At 38.8% G+C, this 17,685-nt stretch carries 15 protein-coding genes; 3 read left to right on the top strand and 12 right to left on the bottom strand.

Going from position 1 to position 17,685, the window contains the following annotated elements:
• The first annotated feature begins 23 nt into the window (after window positions 1-23).
• Both mnmA and H8Z77_RS11265 read left to right on the top strand, forming a co-directional pair.
• Window positions 24-1,100, top strand: coding sequence for a tRNA 2-thiouridine(34) synthase MnmA (gene mnmA / locus H8Z77_RS11270; protein ID WP_286165607.1), 1,077 nt, complete (start codon window positions 24-26; stop codon window positions 1,098-1,100).
• On the top strand, window positions 1,093-1,317 hold the full coding sequence (locus tag H8Z77_RS11265) for a Z-ring associated ZapG family protein (RefSeq protein WP_186997057.1): 225 nt from the start codon (window positions 1,093-1,095) through the stop codon (window positions 1,315-1,317). The genes mnmA and H8Z77_RS11265 overlap by 8 nt, the downstream gene beginning before the upstream one ends.
• A 60-nt stretch (window positions 1,318-1,377) precedes the next feature.
• Here H8Z77_RS11265 and H8Z77_RS11260 read toward each other — a convergent pair whose 3' ends face one another.
• Window positions 1,378-2,493, bottom strand: a complete 1,116-nt coding sequence (locus tag H8Z77_RS11260; protein ID WP_186997056.1) for an AraC family transcriptional regulator — start codon at window positions 2,491-2,493, stop codon at window positions 1,378-1,380.
• 171 nt (window positions 2,494-2,664) lie between these two features.
• Here H8Z77_RS11260 and H8Z77_RS11255 point away from each other — a divergent pair, with 171 nt between their 5' ends.
• Entirely contained in the window at window positions 2,665-6,561 is a 3,897-nt protein-coding gene (locus H8Z77_RS11255; protein WP_186997055.1) for a glycosyl hydrolase, read from the top strand.
• An 82-nt stretch (window positions 6,562-6,643) separates the two neighbouring features.
• Here the strand turns inward: H8Z77_RS11255 and H8Z77_RS11250 are convergent, their stop codons facing one another.
• The 11 genes from H8Z77_RS11250 to rfbB form a co-directional block, all read right to left on the bottom strand.
• A complete protein-coding gene (locus H8Z77_RS11250; protein ID WP_186997054.1) occupies window positions 6,644-6,868 on the bottom strand; it encodes a helix-turn-helix domain-containing protein in 225 nt (74 codons plus the stop codon).
• Between the two features lie 327 nt (window positions 6,869-7,195).
• Window positions 7,196-8,503: a uracil permease gene (gene uraA, locus H8Z77_RS11245; RefSeq protein WP_069987152.1), complete on the bottom strand. Its 1,308-nt coding sequence runs from the start codon at window positions 8,501-8,503 to the stop codon at window positions 7,196-7,198.
• Between the two features lie 385 nt (window positions 8,504-8,888).
• Window positions 8,889-10,385, bottom strand: a complete 1,497-nt coding sequence (gene lysS, locus H8Z77_RS11240) for a lysine--tRNA ligase (RefSeq protein ID WP_186997053.1) — start codon at window positions 10,383-10,385, stop codon at window positions 8,889-8,891.
• Between the two features lie 83 nt (window positions 10,386-10,468).
• The gene (gene greA / locus H8Z77_RS11235; protein WP_069987151.1) at window positions 10,469-10,948 is read right to left on the bottom strand and encodes a transcription elongation factor GreA; all 480 of its coding nucleotides are present in this window, start codon (window positions 10,946-10,948) and stop codon (window positions 10,469-10,471) included.
• A 112-nt stretch (window positions 10,949-11,060) separates the two neighbouring features.
• Window positions 11,061-11,921 (bottom strand): DNA-3-methyladenine glycosylase family protein, encoded by an 861-nt coding sequence (locus H8Z77_RS11230; RefSeq protein WP_186997052.1) that lies wholly within the window; start codon window positions 11,919-11,921, stop codon window positions 11,061-11,063.
• Window positions 11,922-11,984: 63 nt separating this feature from the next.
• On the bottom strand, window positions 11,985-12,485 hold the full coding sequence (locus H8Z77_RS11225) for a GNAT family N-acetyltransferase (RefSeq protein WP_083256328.1): 501 nt from the start codon (window positions 12,483-12,485) through the stop codon (window positions 11,985-11,987).
• 23 nt (window positions 12,486-12,508) lie between these two features.
• Window positions 12,509-14,236, bottom strand: a complete 1,728-nt coding sequence (locus tag H8Z77_RS11220) for a glycosyltransferase family 2 protein (RefSeq protein WP_286165604.1) — start codon at window positions 14,234-14,236, stop codon at window positions 12,509-12,511.
• Between the two features lie 189 nt (window positions 14,237-14,425).
• Window positions 14,426-15,121, bottom strand: coding sequence for an ABC transporter ATP-binding protein (locus tag H8Z77_RS11215; protein WP_069987149.1), 696 nt, complete (start codon window positions 15,119-15,121; stop codon window positions 14,426-14,428).
• Between the two features lie 56 nt (window positions 15,122-15,177).
• Window positions 15,178-15,996, bottom strand: a complete 819-nt coding sequence (locus H8Z77_RS11210; protein ID WP_186997050.1) for an ABC transporter permease — start codon at window positions 15,994-15,996, stop codon at window positions 15,178-15,180.
• An 18-nt stretch (window positions 15,997-16,014) separates the two neighbouring features.
• On the bottom strand, window positions 16,015-16,563 hold the full coding sequence (rfbC, locus tag H8Z77_RS11205; RefSeq protein ID WP_069987100.1) for a dTDP-4-dehydrorhamnose 3,5-epimerase: 549 nt from the start codon (window positions 16,561-16,563) through the stop codon (window positions 16,015-16,017).
• A 59-nt stretch (window positions 16,564-16,622) separates the two neighbouring features.
• Window positions 16,623-17,681, bottom strand: coding sequence for a dTDP-glucose 4,6-dehydratase (rfbB, locus tag H8Z77_RS11200; RefSeq protein WP_069987099.1), 1,059 nt, complete (start codon window positions 17,679-17,681; stop codon window positions 16,623-16,625).
• Window positions 17,682-17,685: the final 4 nt, after the last annotated feature.

Raw genomic sequence — 17,685 nt, 5'->3', positions numbered from 1 at the left:
ACTAGGAAAGGAGCCATAGAATATTGAAACAAAAAGTAATGATCGGAATGAGCGGTGGTGTAGATAGCTCAGCCGCTGCCGGCCTCTTATTAGAGCAGGGCTATGATGTTGTGGGAGTTACCTTTCGATTATGGAAACCCCAGGACGAATGGCCGGATTTATTCGCGAACAAGGTAAAAGATGATATTGCAGACGCCAGAAAAGTATGCGACCATTTGGGTATCCCCCATCATGTAATTGATATGAGGGAAGAATTCAAACGGGATGTCATTGAAAATTTTGTATCTGAATATCAAGCAGGTCGTACCCCTAGCCCATGTATTGTATGTAACCAAAAAATCAAGTTTGGATTATTTTACGAGAAAGCAAAAGAATTAGGCGCTGACTTTATTTCTACTGGTCATTACGCCAGAATCGACCAGGATAAAACCGGGATTTGGCAGTTAAAAACCTCTTTTTATCCTGAAAAAGACCAAAGTTATTTTTTGTATCACATTCCTTATGACCGCCTGCCCCATATCCTGTTCCCATTGGGGAATTATACAAAACCACAGGTACGGGAAATTGCTGAAAAATTCGGATTTGAACATGTTTCCCGAAAAAAAGATAGTCAGGAAATCTGCTTTATAGACGCAAAAGAAGGCTATGGAAAGTTCCTGGAACGTTATGTAGGAACAGTTCCTCCAAAAGGCAATTTTGTGGACAGTAAAGGGAATCCATTAGGGCAGCACAAAGGAATTTGGTATTATACAGTGGGGCAGCGGAAAGGCCTTGGAATGGCATTTGGAAAACCGATGTATGTAGCTAGTATTGATCCTTCTTCCAATACGGTATGTTTGAAGGACGACCAAGAAATTTATCATGACCAGCTCACGATCTCGGATATCTGTTACCTTTTGCCAGAACCGCTTACCAGCCCTACAAAAGTAATGGTAAAAATCAGAAACCGCGCCCCTTATGCGGCGGCAACATTGATTCCATTGGAGAATGGCAATGCAAACATACAGTTTGACCAGCCCCAACGTGCAATCACAAAAGGGCAATCCGCTGTTTGTTATCAAGGGGAAGCTGTCATTGCAGGAGGTGTTATTATTGAATAGGAAAATGGATATGATCAAAAAAGAGTGGTATCTCATTGGCGGCATTTGTTTGGCGGTTGGAGGTATTATCGGCTTTTTAGCAGGAAGGCTATCTTATCATAAACCAAAACAATTACAGCAGGATAGCTGCGATTGTGGTTGTGGATGCGACTGCTGCTCTCCAGAGGATTTAGAAGAAACCAACTGGGATGAAGTGGATGAAGAATCCTATTATTAACCGAGGATTTTTCATAAAACAGGTGGACAAGTACTGTCCACCTGTTTCTTTTTCCATGATCTATGATAAATGGTTATATTTTTTCTTGTATTTTACCATACTGACACCAAATTGTTGATGGAACAGTTTGTCCAGATAACTCCGGTCATTATATCCAACCTGTTCCGTAATCTGTTCTGGCGTCAGGTTTGTTTTGGTAAGCAGTTCGCAGGCTTTTTTGATTTTGCTTTCCCGTATCAATTCGGAAAAAGTTTTATTTGTATATTTTTTGATGTAGTAAATCATATTTCGGGGTGTATAGTGGAACTGTTCCGACAAAGTTTCCAGGGTTAAGTCCATGCAGTGCTGTTCTATATATTGTAGTATTTTTACAATAGTAATGTTGTTTTCTTGATCCAAGCTTTGCTCCATCATTTCCTGGCGATACTGTCTTTCAATCTCATATAATAAACAGATCAATAAAGACTTTAAATACTCCTGATTGTTCTCATAAAAAAAACAAATCACCATTTTTTTCAGGTAAAACTCTATTGTAGTTTTTTGAATTTGCTGGATTGTTAGATAATTTTTTGTGGTTGGTTTTTGTAAGGAATCAATAAAAAACTGAGAAAACAAATCGGAACCTTGGATAATAGAATGGGAAGTTTTAACAATTAAATTTTTTCGGATTAAAACATTAAATACCAGGTCTTGGTCATGAGGGACGTACATACTGTGGATAGCGTTCCGGTTATATAAGCAGATATCACCCGCAAAAAAGGAAACATCCTGGTTTTCAATGGTAGAAATACATCCACCATGATAGACATAAAACAGCTCAAAAAAATCATGTTTATGGACTAATGGCTTGATTTTATCCCGATCAATGATAGGATACTCCATTCCCATTTGGGATAAAGCTTCCCTAGTAAACTGGTCGTTCCTCTTATTCAACGCCTTGCACTCTACTGAAACTACAATATCATCCTGCCCAAAAATTTTTCCTTCTGTTAAAACCACATAATTTTGTTTTTTTGGTTCCTCATCGGAGGCTTGTACCTGTTTTGGAAATTTTAATCCTCCTTGTATCCGTCCATTGAACTCACGGGAAAAAACAGGATTATTCTGGGAGGGGTTCTCAAACAATCGGCTAATAATTTCCTCAATTTTTTGATCGATCTGAGCTATCTGTTCCATTATTTTTCCTCCTTTTATCCTTATTATAGAAAAACCAATTTGTCCTGTCAATGGAAACATCCTGGTAACTAGATACATTGCTTTATGGTTGGTTTTCATTTCATTACCTAGAAATCATCATAAAATATTACTATAATGTAATCAAAATTTAGTAAAAGGAGAGAGCAAAAAATGAAATCTATTAAAAAGTACAGCTATAAGTTGGCTGCTATCTGTATGGCTGCTACTGTCACAGCAACCGGTTTTGGATTTAGCAACTATGTCAGCGCAGCACCTGACTCTTCAGGTAATACCTTTGCGGAACAGTTTGCAAACCCATCTTTTGAAAACAAGCCAAAAATCAGATGGTGGTTTCCAAGTGGAGCTGTCGACATCGAACAAGTAAAACATGAAATCGATGAATTTGTTAAACAAGGATTTGGTGGGGCAGAAATCCTTTGTAAAGAAGTTGTAGAAGAAGCTGGTTGGAACTCTGAAGCGTATATTCATGTAATCGAACAAGCTCTACAATATATTGATGAAAACTATCCTGGATTTCAATTGGATATTACCCAGCCTTTGGGGTCCGGTACTTCCTGCATCAATTCCATTACTTCTGACCAAAACGAACTGGTATCGCAACAACTCAGCTATGATAAAATCATTGTGTCCGCTGGGGAAACCGCACAACTTACCTTAAACACCAAAGAAAATACAAAATTATTATCCGTCAATGCTTATCCAGTGGATGAGGAAACGGAATATATCAGCCATCCTGGTATGCTGGGAAATTCTCCATCACCAACCTACGTTTATCAAGAGGGTTCTTATTGGCTAACGGATACAGAAGGAGTAGTAGACCGACAGAATAACACCATCACTTGGACTACCCCTGCTGATACTGAGGGAAAATGGGTACTGGTAGCATGTTATCAATCCCCAACAGGCCAAACCAATGGAAAATATGCTTCTATAAATCCAATTAGTACCGCTGCTGTAAATGAGCTGCTCCGTTATTACGAAGAAACCGTTGTGCCTTCCTGGCTACCATATGCAGAGCACATCAACGCTATGTTTATTGACTCTTATGAATATCAATTTGGGGATGGATACATGGCTGCTTTAGGATATGGAAACTATGGCGTGTTGTGGAGCGATGATTTCCTAGAAGAATTCCAAACCAGAAGAGGCTATGATGTTACCCCTTATTTAGCCTATTTACCTGCCCCTACTGGGCTTTCCAATTTTGTGGATTTGATTGGTGGAGCGTATGGGGAAGATGGCGCTTTTCAAACAGCAGATGGCACATCTGTGAAAATCCGGAATGACTATTATCAAACCTTAACTGAATTGTTTGTAGAACGGTACCTCAATCCAATCCAACAGTGGTGTGAACAACATGGATGGAATGCAAGGGTTCAAAACTACGGTTTATCTGTGGATATGACTGCCGCAAACCTTGCTACTGGAATCCCAGAAACAGAATCCATGTATTATACTGATCAGCCAGATGGATATCGCCTATTCTCCGGTACTGTTCATATGGGGGATAAAAAGATTTTATCCACTGAAGTTGGGGTAGAAGGAAACGGAAACTATGCTCAAAAACTGACCGACTTAACTGACCAAATCAATATTTCCTTTGCAAGCGGTATCAATCAAATGGTATTGCATGGTTCCTCTTATAGTGGGGAATATCATGGATCAGGAAATGAAAACGGATATGTGCCAGGTATTAGCTGGCCAGGATACGAAGGTTTTGGGCTTACCTCCTATGCAAACTCTTGGGGAGAGCGTCAGGTACAGTGGGATATGATGGGTGACTCTATGGATTATGTTGCCCGCAACCAATATGTCATGCGCCAAGGGGAAGCTAAAGTGGATGTTGCATTCTTCCGCAATACCTATTTTGAAAGCCAGATGTACCAGCCATTGTTTGTATCCAACTTGGAACAATACGGCTATTCTTACGATTTTATCAGCCCAGCTTTAATGGATTTGGATTCTGCAAAAGTTTCCATGCAAAATGGTAAACCAGTATTGGATGCAGATGGCCCAGCCTATAAAGCGCTGGTTGTCAACCACGAAAATCACAAAGGCAATCAACAGCATCCAGATGAAATGCAAAATTTAGTTCCGTTAGACCTCTCTTTGGATGCTGCAAATCAATTGTTGGAATACGCAAAAGCAGGGCTGCCAATTGTATTTGTAGGGGAGCTACCTTCTACAGCTAAGTTTTTCACCGAATCTGATGAAGATATTACCAAAATTGTAGAACAAATCATTTCGTTTGAGAATGTATATCAGGTTACTACAGAGCGTGACCTTCCTGCACTACTACAGCAGATTGATATTACCCCAGACACTTCTTATGCCCAACCATCCTCTTTGTTGAGTCAGCATAGGCAGGATACCAATGCAGACTACTATTATTTCTATAATCAAGGAGATAAACAAACAGTAACCACAATCACATTGGATAGCGAAGGCATTCCATATTTATTGGACGCATGGACAGGGGAAATTACTCCTATTGCCCAATATCAAATCAAGGATGGAACTACTACAGTCTCCCTTTCTTTCGATGCCAAAGAAACTGCTTTACTTGCCATAGCACAGGATGGCTGGAATGAAACCACACCTTCTTCCCATGCAGTTGCATCAGATACAGAATTACGGTATAACAGCCAAAACCAGTTGGTTGCACGAATTTCTGAGCCAGGTAATTATCAAATTACATTGCAGGATGGAACTACAAAACAAATTTCTGTAAACGATGAACTAACTCCAATCACATTGGATAACTGGACATTATCGATTGAAAGCTGGACAAAACCAGATGACCCAACCTTGCTAACCACTATTAAAAAGACAAAATTGGAACCAATCCAGTTGGATAAATTAGTTCCATGGAGAGAAATCCAAGGATTCGAAGATGTATCTGGCATTGGCACTTATACCACAACCTTCCAGCTTGATAGCTGGAACCAGCAAAAAGGCGCTACCATTCAATTAGGGGATATTTCAGATGTTTACCAGATTACAGTGAATGGACATACCCTACAGGCTGCAAATCAGATAGATACCAATGTAGATATTGGAGCATATTTACAACAGGGAGAAAACACTATCTCTATAAAAGTTTCTTCTACTTTTATTAATTATATTAACTCAATTACTCCACAAACCAGAAGTGGTAAAGTGAATAGCCGTGAAAATCAGGATTATGGTATGATGGGTGTAGACGGTGTTGTTTCATTGCTTCCTTATGAAGATGTTATGGTTTCTGAAACCGCGGATAAATCCATCTTAAATAAAGTGATTGATTATGCGGATAATGCAGCAAACAGCGATGAGTTTGATAACGTAATCGCAGATGTACAAACATCCTTTACCGAAGCATTAAACAACGCAAAAGCAGTAGCATCAGATAGCAATGCTAATCAAATAGCCGTAGATGAAGCATGGCAAACTTTGCTGAACGAAATCCATAAACTGGGCTTTGTAAAAGGGGATATCCACTCACTTGAACAACTGGTAGCATTGGCAGAAAGCTATGACTTAAACAACTATATCGAAGCTGGTCAGGCAAAATTCAAAGAAGCACTGGCAGCAGCACAGAGGTTGATTGCGGATAAAGACAATGCCATGCAGACAGAAATTGAAGCAGCAGAAACAAACTTGTTAAACGCAATGTTAGATTTACGTTTCAAAGCAGATAAATCCATACTAGAAGCTGTAATAGTGGAAGCAAACGAAAAAGATGCCACCTCATACACAATGGAAAGCTACGCAGCATTGACAGAAGCAGTAAAGGAAGCACAAGATGTATTGGTAGATGATAACGCCACCCAGGATGAAGTAAACACGGCAGTAGCAAAAGTACAATCCGCAATGGATGGACTGGTAACAGTTGATGGGGAAGTAAATGAAACACCAACTACAAACAACAATGTTACACAAACAGGCCAAACATCAACGACAACAAAAGCAAACGCAGCAAAAACTGGAGATTTTACTCCAATCGTAGGTGCAGCAATGCTAGCAATAGCAGGTACGGTAATACTGATTGTCCGTAAGAGAAAATAATGATATTATTTTCTCTTACAAATACCTTCCAATTCATCCGTTGAAAGGTCTAATACTCATAAAAGCCACCATATGGTGGCTTTTATTTTTTGTATGGATAAGGTGTAATCAGCGTTGTCCGCCCCAAAATATAATCCGTACTGGTATGGTAAAACTCCGCAAGTTGGATCACAAACCGAGTTGGGATTTCCCTTTTCCCTGTTTCATAATTGCTGTATACCCTTTGGTCAATCCCCAAAATTGCCGCAACTTCCTTTTGTTTTAAATCATGGTCTTCCCTTAAATCTTTTAATCGTGGATAGTACATATTACCTCCATTATTGCCAATCTTATAAATTTCTAAATGACACTTCTTTGAAATACTTAAACAACCAGTTAAGTAGATATCACTCAAGTTTCTGTTAACAAAACAACCATCAATAAATTAGTTGTTTTTGAAAATTCTAAAAGAAGTACTCTATTTCTTCTGCAAATAAATCTCATTGCTAAATTATAAGTACTCAATTTAGAACCTTTATCATTATATAAAACCTGCTCTATGAATGTTTCGTTTCATAGCAGGTTTTATCTTGTTAAAATAATATTGAACACCTACTAATAGAATAGCAGGTGTTCAATAATTTTATAAAGATATTTATTTCTCTGGATTTTCAGCGGACTGTTCTTCCTCTCTATCGTTGGTCAATTTTAATTTATCAAAAATATAGAACAGCAGGGATAATATCATACCAACAATACATGCTAGCACCATACCTTTCAACTCCACATTGCCGAGCTGAACCGCAGCGCCAGATAAACCTGTCACAAATACAACCGATGTCAAGGTAAGGTTTCTGCTCTTTCCGTAGTCCACTTTAGAGTCCACTAAAATACGGATACCGGAAGTACCAATCATTCCGTACAGCAAGAAAGAAATCCCACCAATTACTGGCCCTGGAATAGTATTGATTAAAGCGGACATAGGGCCAATAAAGGAACATAAAATGGATAATACTGCTGCCCCACCAATAACACGGACAGAATACACTTTAGTCATCGCCATAACACCGATATTTTCTCCATATGTGGTAGTAGGAACAGACCCCACCAAACCGGACAACATGGTAGAAAAATTATCTGCAAATAATGAACGATGTAATCCTGGATTTTTTAACAAATCACGCCCAACAATCTTGCTGGTTACAACCTGATGGCCAATATGTTCTGACGCAATAACCAGAATAACTGGTAAAATAATCAAAATTGCCTGTGGATCAAAATGAGGTAGTTGGAATTCGGGTAATGTAAAAATTGGAGTTGCGATTGCTTCCTGAATCGTTGCCATATCAATTACCCCAAAAATGATAGCGGCAATATAGCCTACCACAATTGCAATTAAAATTGGGATAACAGCAAAAAATTTGCGGAACAACACATTTCCAAATACTGCAACACCCAAAGTAATTAAGAATACAATCATGTTATTCATTGCTACGGGGGTTACAACCTGCTCATATAGCCCTTTTGCCTGATCTACAATGTTATAAGATGTCGTCGCCAAAATTCCCGCATTAGATGCCGCACTTCCTGCCAATTCTAATCCGATTAAAGCAACGACCGGCCCCATAGCAGCTGGAGGGAGTACAATATCAATCCATTTCGTTCCAAATTTATAAATGATAAAAGCTAATAGACATCCACACAGCCCCACAACCACAAATCCACCAAGGGCGTAGGAATATCCCCATTTATCAATTACCAACCCCGCTGGAGCTAAAAAGGCAAAACTAGATCCTAAATAAGCTGGAGCTTTCCCTTTGGTAATTAGAATAAACAGCAATGTACCGATACCGTTGGTAAGTAGTACAATTGCCGGATTAATCCCAAACATAAATGGAACCAGCACTGAAGCGCCAAACATGGCAAACATGTGCTGAATACTCAGCGGAACCATCAACTTCATCGGGACTTTGTCTTCTACCTGAATAATCTTTCTTTCAGCCAATCAAATTCCTCCTTATTCGCACAATTATAATAAAAATTGCACTTTTTCATTTTATTTTCCTTTTTTCAGCCAGCCTTAGTGACCGTTCTTTTTATTATAACATAACAAGATGCAACAAAAAACCTCAATTCATGATTTATTCTAATTTATAGCGATAAAAAATTTCACCTTTTCTTGTATAAAATGACAAGATTCTTTTTATTTAAATCCGATCTTTTCAACTTTTATGGGAGAATGATTCTATAACACAAAAAAGTCCCCTATGGTAATATAAAAACCATAAGGGGCTTTTTTCATTATCTGTTTTTTCTATAATTGCTTATTTGCAATAAGGCTCATGTCATTATTCGCTTAATGGCTTCATAGTCGGGAATAACAATACATCACGGATGCTTTCACTATTGGTCAACAGCATTACCAAACGGTCAATTCCAATTCCCAAGCCGCCTGTTGGTGGCATACCATATTCCAAAGCAGTGATATAGTCAGTGTCCATATCGCCAGCTTCATCATCTCCAGCTTTTTTCAATTCCACCTGATGCTCAAAACGTTCTTTCTGGTCGATTGGGTCATTCAATTCAGAGAATGCATTTGCATGTTCCCTACCCAAAATAAACAGCTCAAAACGTTCAGTTAATTTTGGATTTGATGGCTTTTTCTTCGCCAGTGGGGAAATTTCAACTGGATAATCGGTTACAAAGGTTGGCTGTACCAGATTCTTTTCCGCATATTCATCAAAGAACAGGTTTAAAATATCTCCAATCATATGGCGTTCTTCATATTCAATATGATGTTCTTTCGCCACCGCACGGGCTTGTTCCAAAGTAGTAATTTCGTTAAAGTCAACTCCACTATATTTTTTGACCACATCAGTCATGGAGATACGTTCAAATGGCTTGCCTAAATCAATCTCCTGGTCGCCGTATACCAAAGTGGTTGTCCCCAATACATTTTGTGCCACTGTGCGGATCAGATTTTCTGTCAGGTTCATCATACCTTCATAATCTGTATATGCCTGATATAATTCTAACAGAGTGAATTCTGGATTGTGCTTTGTATCCATCCCTTCATTGCGGAATACACGGCCCAATTCATAAACACGTTCAAAACCACCGACAATCAAACGTTTTAAATGGAGCTCTAACGCGATACGCATATACATATCCATGTTCTGTGCGTTGTGGTGGGTGATAAATGGACGTGCTGTAGCGCCTCCGGCAATCGTATGTAATACTGGAGTTTCTACTTCCAAGAATTGTTCCCCATCCAGGAATCTTCTGATTTCTGTAATGATTTTACTGCGTTTTACAAAAGTATCTTTTACTTCTGGGTTTACAATTAAATCAACATAGCGTTGGCGGTATCTTGTATCCATATCCTTTAAACCATGGAATTTTTCTGGCAAAGGAAGCAGGCTTTTAGACAGCAGCACCAATTTCTGTGCACGAATGGAAACTTCCCCATGCTGTGTGCGGAAAACAGTACCTTCAATTCCTACAATATCCCCGATATCCATTTTCTTAAAGCCCAGGTAAACGTCCTCGCCTACTTCATCTTTCCGGATATAGGATTGGATTAAACCGTCATTATCCCGAAAGTGGGCAAAGCTTGCTTTCCCCATGACACGTTTGGACATCATCCTACCTGCAATCGAAACAGTTTTTCCTTCAAAGCAATCAAAATTTTCAATAATTTCTTTCGAATGTGCTGTCACATCGTATTTGGTAATTTCAAAAGGATTTTGTCCATTTTCCTGCAATTCTGTCAGCTTGTCACGTCGAATCTGCAACAGTTCGTTTAAATCCTGTACTTGTTCAGTACGATTCTCGTTGTTCGCCATAATTACCTCCATATTATTTTTCTGTTATTCCTGAATAAAAGGTGGTTAGCAGTATTATAGCTAACCACCGGACGTTCTTCACCCTATTTTGAAATTTCCAAAATCTCAAATTCAATCATTCCGGATGGAACCTCAATCTCTACAACATCCCCAACACTACGGCCCATTAAGCCTTTTCCGATTGGAGATTCATCCGAGATTTTTCCTTCATCCGGATTGGCTTCGGTAGAACCAACAATAGAGTACTCTACTTCTTCGTCAAATTCAATATCTTTTAATCTGATTTTAGAACCAACGCTTACTTTATCTGTAGTTACTTCATCATCGTCCAGAACTTTCGCATTTTTTAGCATTGCATCCAGCTGGGCAATTCTTGCTTCAATAATCGCCTGCTCATTTTTTGCTTCATCATATTCACTATTTTCAGAAAGGTCGCCAAAAGAAAGTGCAACTTTAATTTTATCCGCTACATCTTTACGTTTGACCGTTTTCAGCTCTTCTAATTCTTCTTCCAGTCTCGCCAAACCCTCACTGGTCAAAATCGTCTGTTTCGTTTCCAAAATGACTACCTCCAATAAATCTATTTTATATTAAAAATTAACTTGTTGACAATACCCTATATTATATAAAATTCAAGGGGTTCTGTCAAGCGAACAAATCACAAAAAACACCTGATTATCCGGCATTTTTCTGCTTTTTCCGTATTTCATCTGGGATCTGATCTGGACAAGTACGGATATAATGGAACAAATACTGTTGGGCAATTCCACCATACGGTTTTGCGTATTCTGGAAACCCATCAGGGTAAAAATGTTCCATTACACGTTTCATCCACACATCAATTGGAAAAGACTCTAAACGGTAAAATCCAAACAGCAACGCACAATCCGCAACTTTTGTTCCAACGCCGCAAATTTTCAACAATTCCTCTTTCGCTTGTGGAAAATCCGCAGTGCGTACCCGTTCCAAATCCACTTCGCCAGAATTGATTTTTTGAATGGCATCCAACAAATATTTTGCGCGGAAACCAGCCCGTAATACAGATAAATCCTCCAAATTACACTGAGAAAGCTGTTGTAATGTGGGAAAGGCATAGCCATATTCTGTTTTCTCCCCAAAATTCTCACATAACCGCGAAATAATTCCTTTAATCCTTGGAATATTATTGTTTTGAGAGAGGATAAAACTGCACAGCGCTTCCCAACTATCCTGCCTTAAAATGTGGATACCACCCGCATATTCGCAAGCAGCAGCAATGGTTTTGTCTTGGCAAATCACCTTTTGGATTGCTGGATAATCCGTATCTAAATCCAGATAATCCTTCCAAAAGGACTCAAACTCCTGCTTTTCCATATGTTCAAAGGTAATTTGATCTCCTTGCTGGAAAGCAGATAAAAAATGGTTTCCCGCCATACCGCAAACCCTGCCATCAGGCAACTGCTCAAACCGGAAACACTGACCGCAATCCAAGCTGTCAACCAGAGAAAAACCCGGGATATGTAAGATTAAATTTCCATCTTTTACTTGATATTCCATCAATTCCTCCATAACGCAAAAGGCAATGGAACATCCACTGCCTTTTATATCTCATCTACGTGTTTATTGTAAACGCAGACGCATAATATAGTCATCCATTACAAAGCCGTTTCCAATATCAGTTACAATGGATTCATCATTGGTAAACCCCATTTTTAAATATGCTGCGATAGGACCATTATTTCCTTTATTAACAGTGAGGTAAATAGACGGTTTTCCCAACTCTTTCGCATATATTTTTGCCTGTTCCAGTAAACTTTTTGCGATGCCACGCTTTCTATAAGCCTGATCCATATATAATTTACTTAAAAACAGCTCTTTTTCCTGGGGTTGTACACCGCAGTACCCTACCAAACGGTCTCCGTCAAATGCCATAAAATAACGGTAATTTTGATGGTTGACAGCATCTCCAATTGCCTGCTCACTTTGGAATTTTTCTACCATATACTCCACTTGTTCTTTACCAATCAACGGAGTAAAATGTTCGTGCCAAATTTTATCCGCTAAAGCAGCAATTAATTTTACATCCTCTTGTGTACTACAAATCTTGATTTGAATTGACATGGAATACGCCTTCTTTCTAATACTTAACGGTCTCTCAAAGAAAAATCTTCCCGGTCCAAGGTAAAGTTAGGGTTATAGTAAGGGTCCCCTTCTTCCAGGATTTTCGCCCAGCGTTTCCGTAGGCGAGTTCTTTCCCTGTCAAAACGTTTTTGTTTTTCTGGAGTATCCTCATAACCACGGCTCTTGGATTCATAGTGGTAAAGTTCTGCATAAGGGGTAAATACCACTAAATATCCTGCTTCGCGGACACGTAAGCAGAAATCAACATCGTTAAAAGCAACCACAAAGTTTTCTTCATCCAATCCACCAACTTCATCCCAAACGGAACGTTTGGTCATTAGGCAAGCACCTGTAACCCCACTTAAATCCTGAGCAATGGTCAAACGATGGATATAACCGCCATCACTGCGAGGGAACCCTTTATGGGCATGACCTGCGCTGCCACCAATACCGACAATAATTCCAGCGTGTTGGATGGTATTGTCAGGATAATATAGTTTTGCTCCAGCAATTCCAACATCTTTTCTCTGGACAAACATCAACATTTCTTCCAGCCAATTTTCTGTGATGACTTCCATATCATTGTTCAGTAACAATATGTAATCACCTTCACTGTGTTTTACACCAAAATTGTTAATGGCAGAGTAGTTAAAAATACCATCCCATTTTACAACATGTACACAGTCATGCTCCCGTTCCATTCGTTCGTAATAGCTGAAGGTTTCTTTTACTTCGCTATTGTTTTCCACAATGATAATTTCATAGTTTGGATAAGTTGTTTTCTCAAAAATAGATTTCAGACATTTATCCAAATCATCAATATGGTCTTTATTCGCAATAATAATGGAAATCAAAGGTGTCCCTTCAATTTCATAATTAATTTTATAGGTAGAGAGGATACTGGAATCCACTACTTCCCCTTTCAGCCCCTCACGTTCCAGGTGGTCTGCCAACGCTTTTTTCGCGGAAACCATACAGTAAGGTTTTACACTGACATCGCTTGCCACAGAGCCAGAATGCCTTCTCCAAAAATACATTACTTTTGGAATATGCACAATTTTCTGAGCCTGTTCTGTCAAACGCAAGATCATATCATAGTCCTGGCTCCCATTATAATCTTCAGAGAAGTACCCTACTTTTTCCTGCAACTCTTTGCTAAAGGAAGTTAAGTGGCAAATATAGTTATGTCCACGCAAGGTATCAATGGAAAAGTCAGGTTTAAAGTGAATTAAAACGGTATTGGCAATACTACCTTCAAATACCATTTCATCGGTATAAATAAAATCCGCGCCTTGTTCTGTAATTGCCTTCATATTTTCAAATAAAGCAGAAGGATGCAACATATCATCATGGTCAAATAAGGTAATAAAATTACCAGTTGCCATTTTCAAACAAGCATTGGTATTACCAGGAATTCCATAGTTTTTCTCTAATTTCTGATAGCGAATCCTGGAATCATTAGCAGCAAACCGCTCACAAACCTGGCGTACTTCTGGGTGTTGGTCATCACTGCCATCCGCTAAACAAAGTTCCCATTTGGAATAGGTTTGAGCCTGCACTGACTGAATCATTTCCCTTAAAAATCCAACAGGAGTATTATATAATGGCACAATAATACTAAATGTAATATCTTTGTCAAATACTGTCCTGCGTTCTTTCTCCAATTGTTCTTTGGAAGGAAGATAGTTTTTCATATATTCTTTTTCATTTAAAATTCTGTGTTTCCGCATTCTCATACGTGCTAATGTCATCCGGATGCCATCATTTTTCCAGCTCGCCAAACCTGTATACAATAGTTTGGTATGCCTATTATTTTTTAAAAAACTCTTTAAACTCATAATACACCATACAGGTTATTTTCCAAAAATACCTGTCCCAATCCTCCTATGATCTCAGTTTGGTAAAACAGGCTCGGAAAAAACACCGAACCTATTTTTATTTTAACAATTTTTATAGGCTTCGCACACTTCATCTACGTCGCCGATCATCTTTACATTACCATGATCCAGCCACATAACATGTTTACAAAGACGTTCAATCTGGTCTAATGAGTGGGAAACAATAATAACTGTTGTACCACCGCTCATCATTTCAGCAATACGTTTTTCACATTTTTCTTGGAAATGGAAATCCCCTACTGCCAAAATCTCGTCCACAATTAAAATATCTGGTTTTGTCATAGTAGCAATGGCAAATGCCACCCTTGCCACCATACCGGAAGAATAGTTTTTCATAGGAGCATCCAAAAAATCATGCATTTCAGAGAAATCAACAATTTCGTCGAAATGTTCTTTCATAAATTTTTTGGAATACCCTAATACAGAACCGTTTAAGAATATATTTTCCCGCGCGGTTAATTCCATATCAAAACCAGCGCCTAACTCAATCAATGGTGCAATACTGCCATGGATGGATACAGATCCTTTTGTTGGTTTTAAAATACCAGAAATAATCTTTAACAAGGTACTTTTACCGGAACCATTTAAACCCACAATTCCAAACACATCCCCTTTTGGGATATCTACTGTTACACCATTTAATGCAATAAAATCTTTAAAATGCAGCTCACGTTTTACTAATTTGATAAAGTATTCTTTTAAGCTTTCCAACCGTTCGCTGCTCATGTTAAAATGCATTTCTACATCTCGAATTTCTACTGCGTTATTTGACAAAACTGCCAGCTCCTTTTCGGTTAAATATGCAGGATAAAACGATCCTGCGCTTTTTTGAATACTAACGCGCCAACAACCAATACAAACAATGCGCTGCCTGCACAAATTAAATTCTCACGTAATCCAGGAATAAACCCATAATCCGCGTTATTCATAACGACCGCACGGAAGTATTCGACGTAGTGGTACATTGGGTTTAAGTTTACAACAGTCCACAGGGTATTCCCGGCAATGCCGCCCACTTCACTTGCGCTTTTTAACAACGAAACTGGATAAATGATTGGTGTCAAATAGGTCCACAAGGTAATAATAACCCCATACAGGTGGAGAATATCCCGGAAAAATACGGTTAAAGCACTTAAAATAAAGCTCATTCCAATTGCGAACACCAAGGTATATAAAATTGGAACAAAGAATAAGATTACCCGCCAGGTTGGCACCATACCCTGGAAGAACATAACAATGACAACCGCAATCAAGGAGAATAATAGGTTTACCAAACTAAATAGACATTTTTCCAGCGGGAAAATATACTTTGGAATATATACTTTTTTGATCAGAGAAGATGCTCCTATAATGGAAGACATAGAAGCACTGGTCGCTTCTGAAAAAAAGTTGAACAAAGATGACCCTACAATATAAAATACAGGGAAATCCGGCACTTGAATTTTTAACAAATAGCCGAATACCTGTGTCAATACAATCATGGTTAACAATGGATTTAAAATACTCCACGCCAGCCCTAGAACGGAACGGCGGTATTTCACCTTGATATCACGGCCTGTTAAATCCATCAGCAATGGGGTATAACGTTTAAAATCAGCTAAGTATCCTCTCAAACCGATACTCCTTTCCAACTACTGGATGTCTTTTAACAATGGGTTTTTCTTATCTTTTTCACTCAGTAATACTTCTACCCCATCAATCAAAGGCCATTTAATTCCTACTTCTGGGTCATTCCAGAACAGAGCGCCTTCATCTTCCGGATGATATAAATTTGTTACTTGGTATACAAATTCAGCCACATCGCTCAATACATAAAACCCATGGGCAAAACCTTCTGGAACATAAAATTGGCGTTTGTTTTCCTCAGAGAGGTTTACACCGTACCATTTTCCGTAAGTTTTGGAATCTTTTCTTAAGTCAACTGCAACATCATAAACTTCCCCTTTTGTGCAGCGAACCAATTTTCCCTGTGGGAAGTTCTTTTGGAAGTGCATTCCACGCAATACGCCCTTACAGGAACGGGATTCATTTGCCTGTACAAAACGCATGGTCAAGCCAGCGTCATGGAAGTCTTTTTCGTTGTAGGTTTCCATAAAATAGCCGCGGGCATCCCCAAAACGTTGGGATTCAATAATAAATAAGTCATCAATTCCGGTTTCAATAAATTTAAATTTACCCATTTTGTATTCTCCTCATAAATCCATATAGGGGCAGTGATGATTAACTGCCCCTTTGGTCATTATTTATTTGCGTACATTTTTTCGTAGTACTGTTGGTATTGACCACTGGTTACATTATCCATCCATTCTTTGTTGTCCAAGTACCATTGGATTGTTTTTACGATACCAACTTCAAAGGTGGTTTCTGGATACCAACCCAAATCCTCTTTAATTTTATCTGGAGCGATTCCATAACGTCTGTCGTGGCCTTTTCTGTCCTCTACATACTTGATGAGGTGCTCGCCAACTTCGCTGTCAATATTTTTCTGAATATAATCGATAATGGTTTTTACAATGACAATATTAGGACGTTCGTTGTGGCCGCCTACATTGTAAACTTCGCCAATTTTACCATCGCGGATTACCATATCAATTGCTTTGCAGTGGTCTTCTACAAACAACCAGTCGCGCACCTGCATGCCATCTCCATATACTGGCAGTTGTTTATGCTGCAATACATTGTTGATCATCAATGGGATCAGTTTTTCAGGGAACTGATATGGGCCGTAGTTATTGGAACATCTAGTAATATTCACTGGGAATTTGTAAGTATCATGATAAGCTTTTACAAACAAATCAGCGGAAGCTTTACTGGAAGAATATGGGCTGTGAGGATCCAATGGAGTGGTTTCCATAAAATAGCCTGTTTCGCCCAAAGAGCCGTATACTTCATCAGTAGAAACCTGTAAATATTTCACGCCTTCTTTGTATTGGTCATCGCCAATCTGCCATGCCTTTTTGGCGCATTTCAGCATATTTACGGTACCCATAACATTGCTTTCCACAAAGATTTCTGGGTTTGTGATGCTGCGGTCTACGTGGCTTTCTGCCGCGAAGTTTACCACATAGTCAATTTCGTTTTCCTCAAAAATTTTAGAAATTGCAGCTTCATCACAGATGTCAGCCTGTACAAATACATGGCGTGGATTGTTTTCCACATCTTTTAAGTTCTCCAAGTTACCTGCATAGGTTAGTTTATCTACATTGATGATTTTGACATCATCATATTTGTTCAGCATATAAATGACAAAGTTAGAGCCGATAAATCCAGCGCCGCCGGTTACTAAATAAGTTTTCATGTTT

The organism is Clostridium facile (genome assembly GCF_014297275.1).
In the GTDB taxonomy this organism is placed as follows: domain Bacteria; phylum Bacillota; class Clostridia; order Oscillospirales; family Ruminococcaceae; genus Massilioclostridium; species Massilioclostridium facile.
Note: the sequence above shows the minus strand (reverse complement) of the source record. Positions and strands in the feature narration are given on the sequence as shown.

Bases quoted from the DNA above. Each gene is read 5' to 3' on its own strand.
- H8Z77_RS11260 (WP_186997056.1), bottom strand. From the start codon at position 2,493: ATGGAACAGATAGCTCAGATCGATCAAAAAATTGAGGAAATTATTAGC.
- H8Z77_RS11255 (WP_186997055.1), top strand. From the start codon at position 2,665: ATGAAATCTATTAAAAAGTACAGCTATAAGTTGGCTGCTATCTGTATG.
- H8Z77_RS11250 (WP_186997054.1), bottom strand. From the start codon at position 6,868: ATGTACTATCCACGATTAAAAGATTTAAGGGAAGACCATGATTTAAAA.
- rfbB (WP_069987099.1), bottom strand. From the start codon at position 17,681: ATGAAAACTTATTTAGTAACCGGCGGCGCTGGATTTATCGGCTCTAAC.
- H8Z77_RS11215 (WP_069987149.1), bottom strand. From the start codon at position 15,121: ATGCATTTTAACATGAGCAGCGAACGGTTGGAAAGCTTAAAAGAATAC.
- H8Z77_RS11230 (WP_186997052.1), bottom strand. From the start codon at position 11,921: ATGGAATATCAAGTAAAAGATGGAAATTTAATCTTACATATCCCGGGT.
- uraA (WP_069987152.1), bottom strand. From the start codon at position 8,503: ATGAAGTTGATGGTTCCGCTGAGTATTCAGCACATGTTTGCCATGTTT.
- lysS (WP_186997053.1), bottom strand. From the start codon at position 10,385: ATGGCGAACAACGAGAATCGTACTGAACAAGTACAGGATTTAAACGAA.
- H8Z77_RS11225 (WP_083256328.1), bottom strand. From the start codon at position 12,485: ATGTCAATTCAAATCAAGATTTGTAGTACACAAGAGGATGTAAAATTA.
- H8Z77_RS11220 (WP_286165604.1), bottom strand. From the start codon at position 14,236: ATGACATTAGCACGTATGAGAATGCGGAAACACAGAATTTTAAATGAA.
- rfbC (WP_069987100.1), bottom strand. From the start codon at position 16,563: ATGGGTAAATTTAAATTTATTGAAACCGGAATTGATGACTTATTTATT.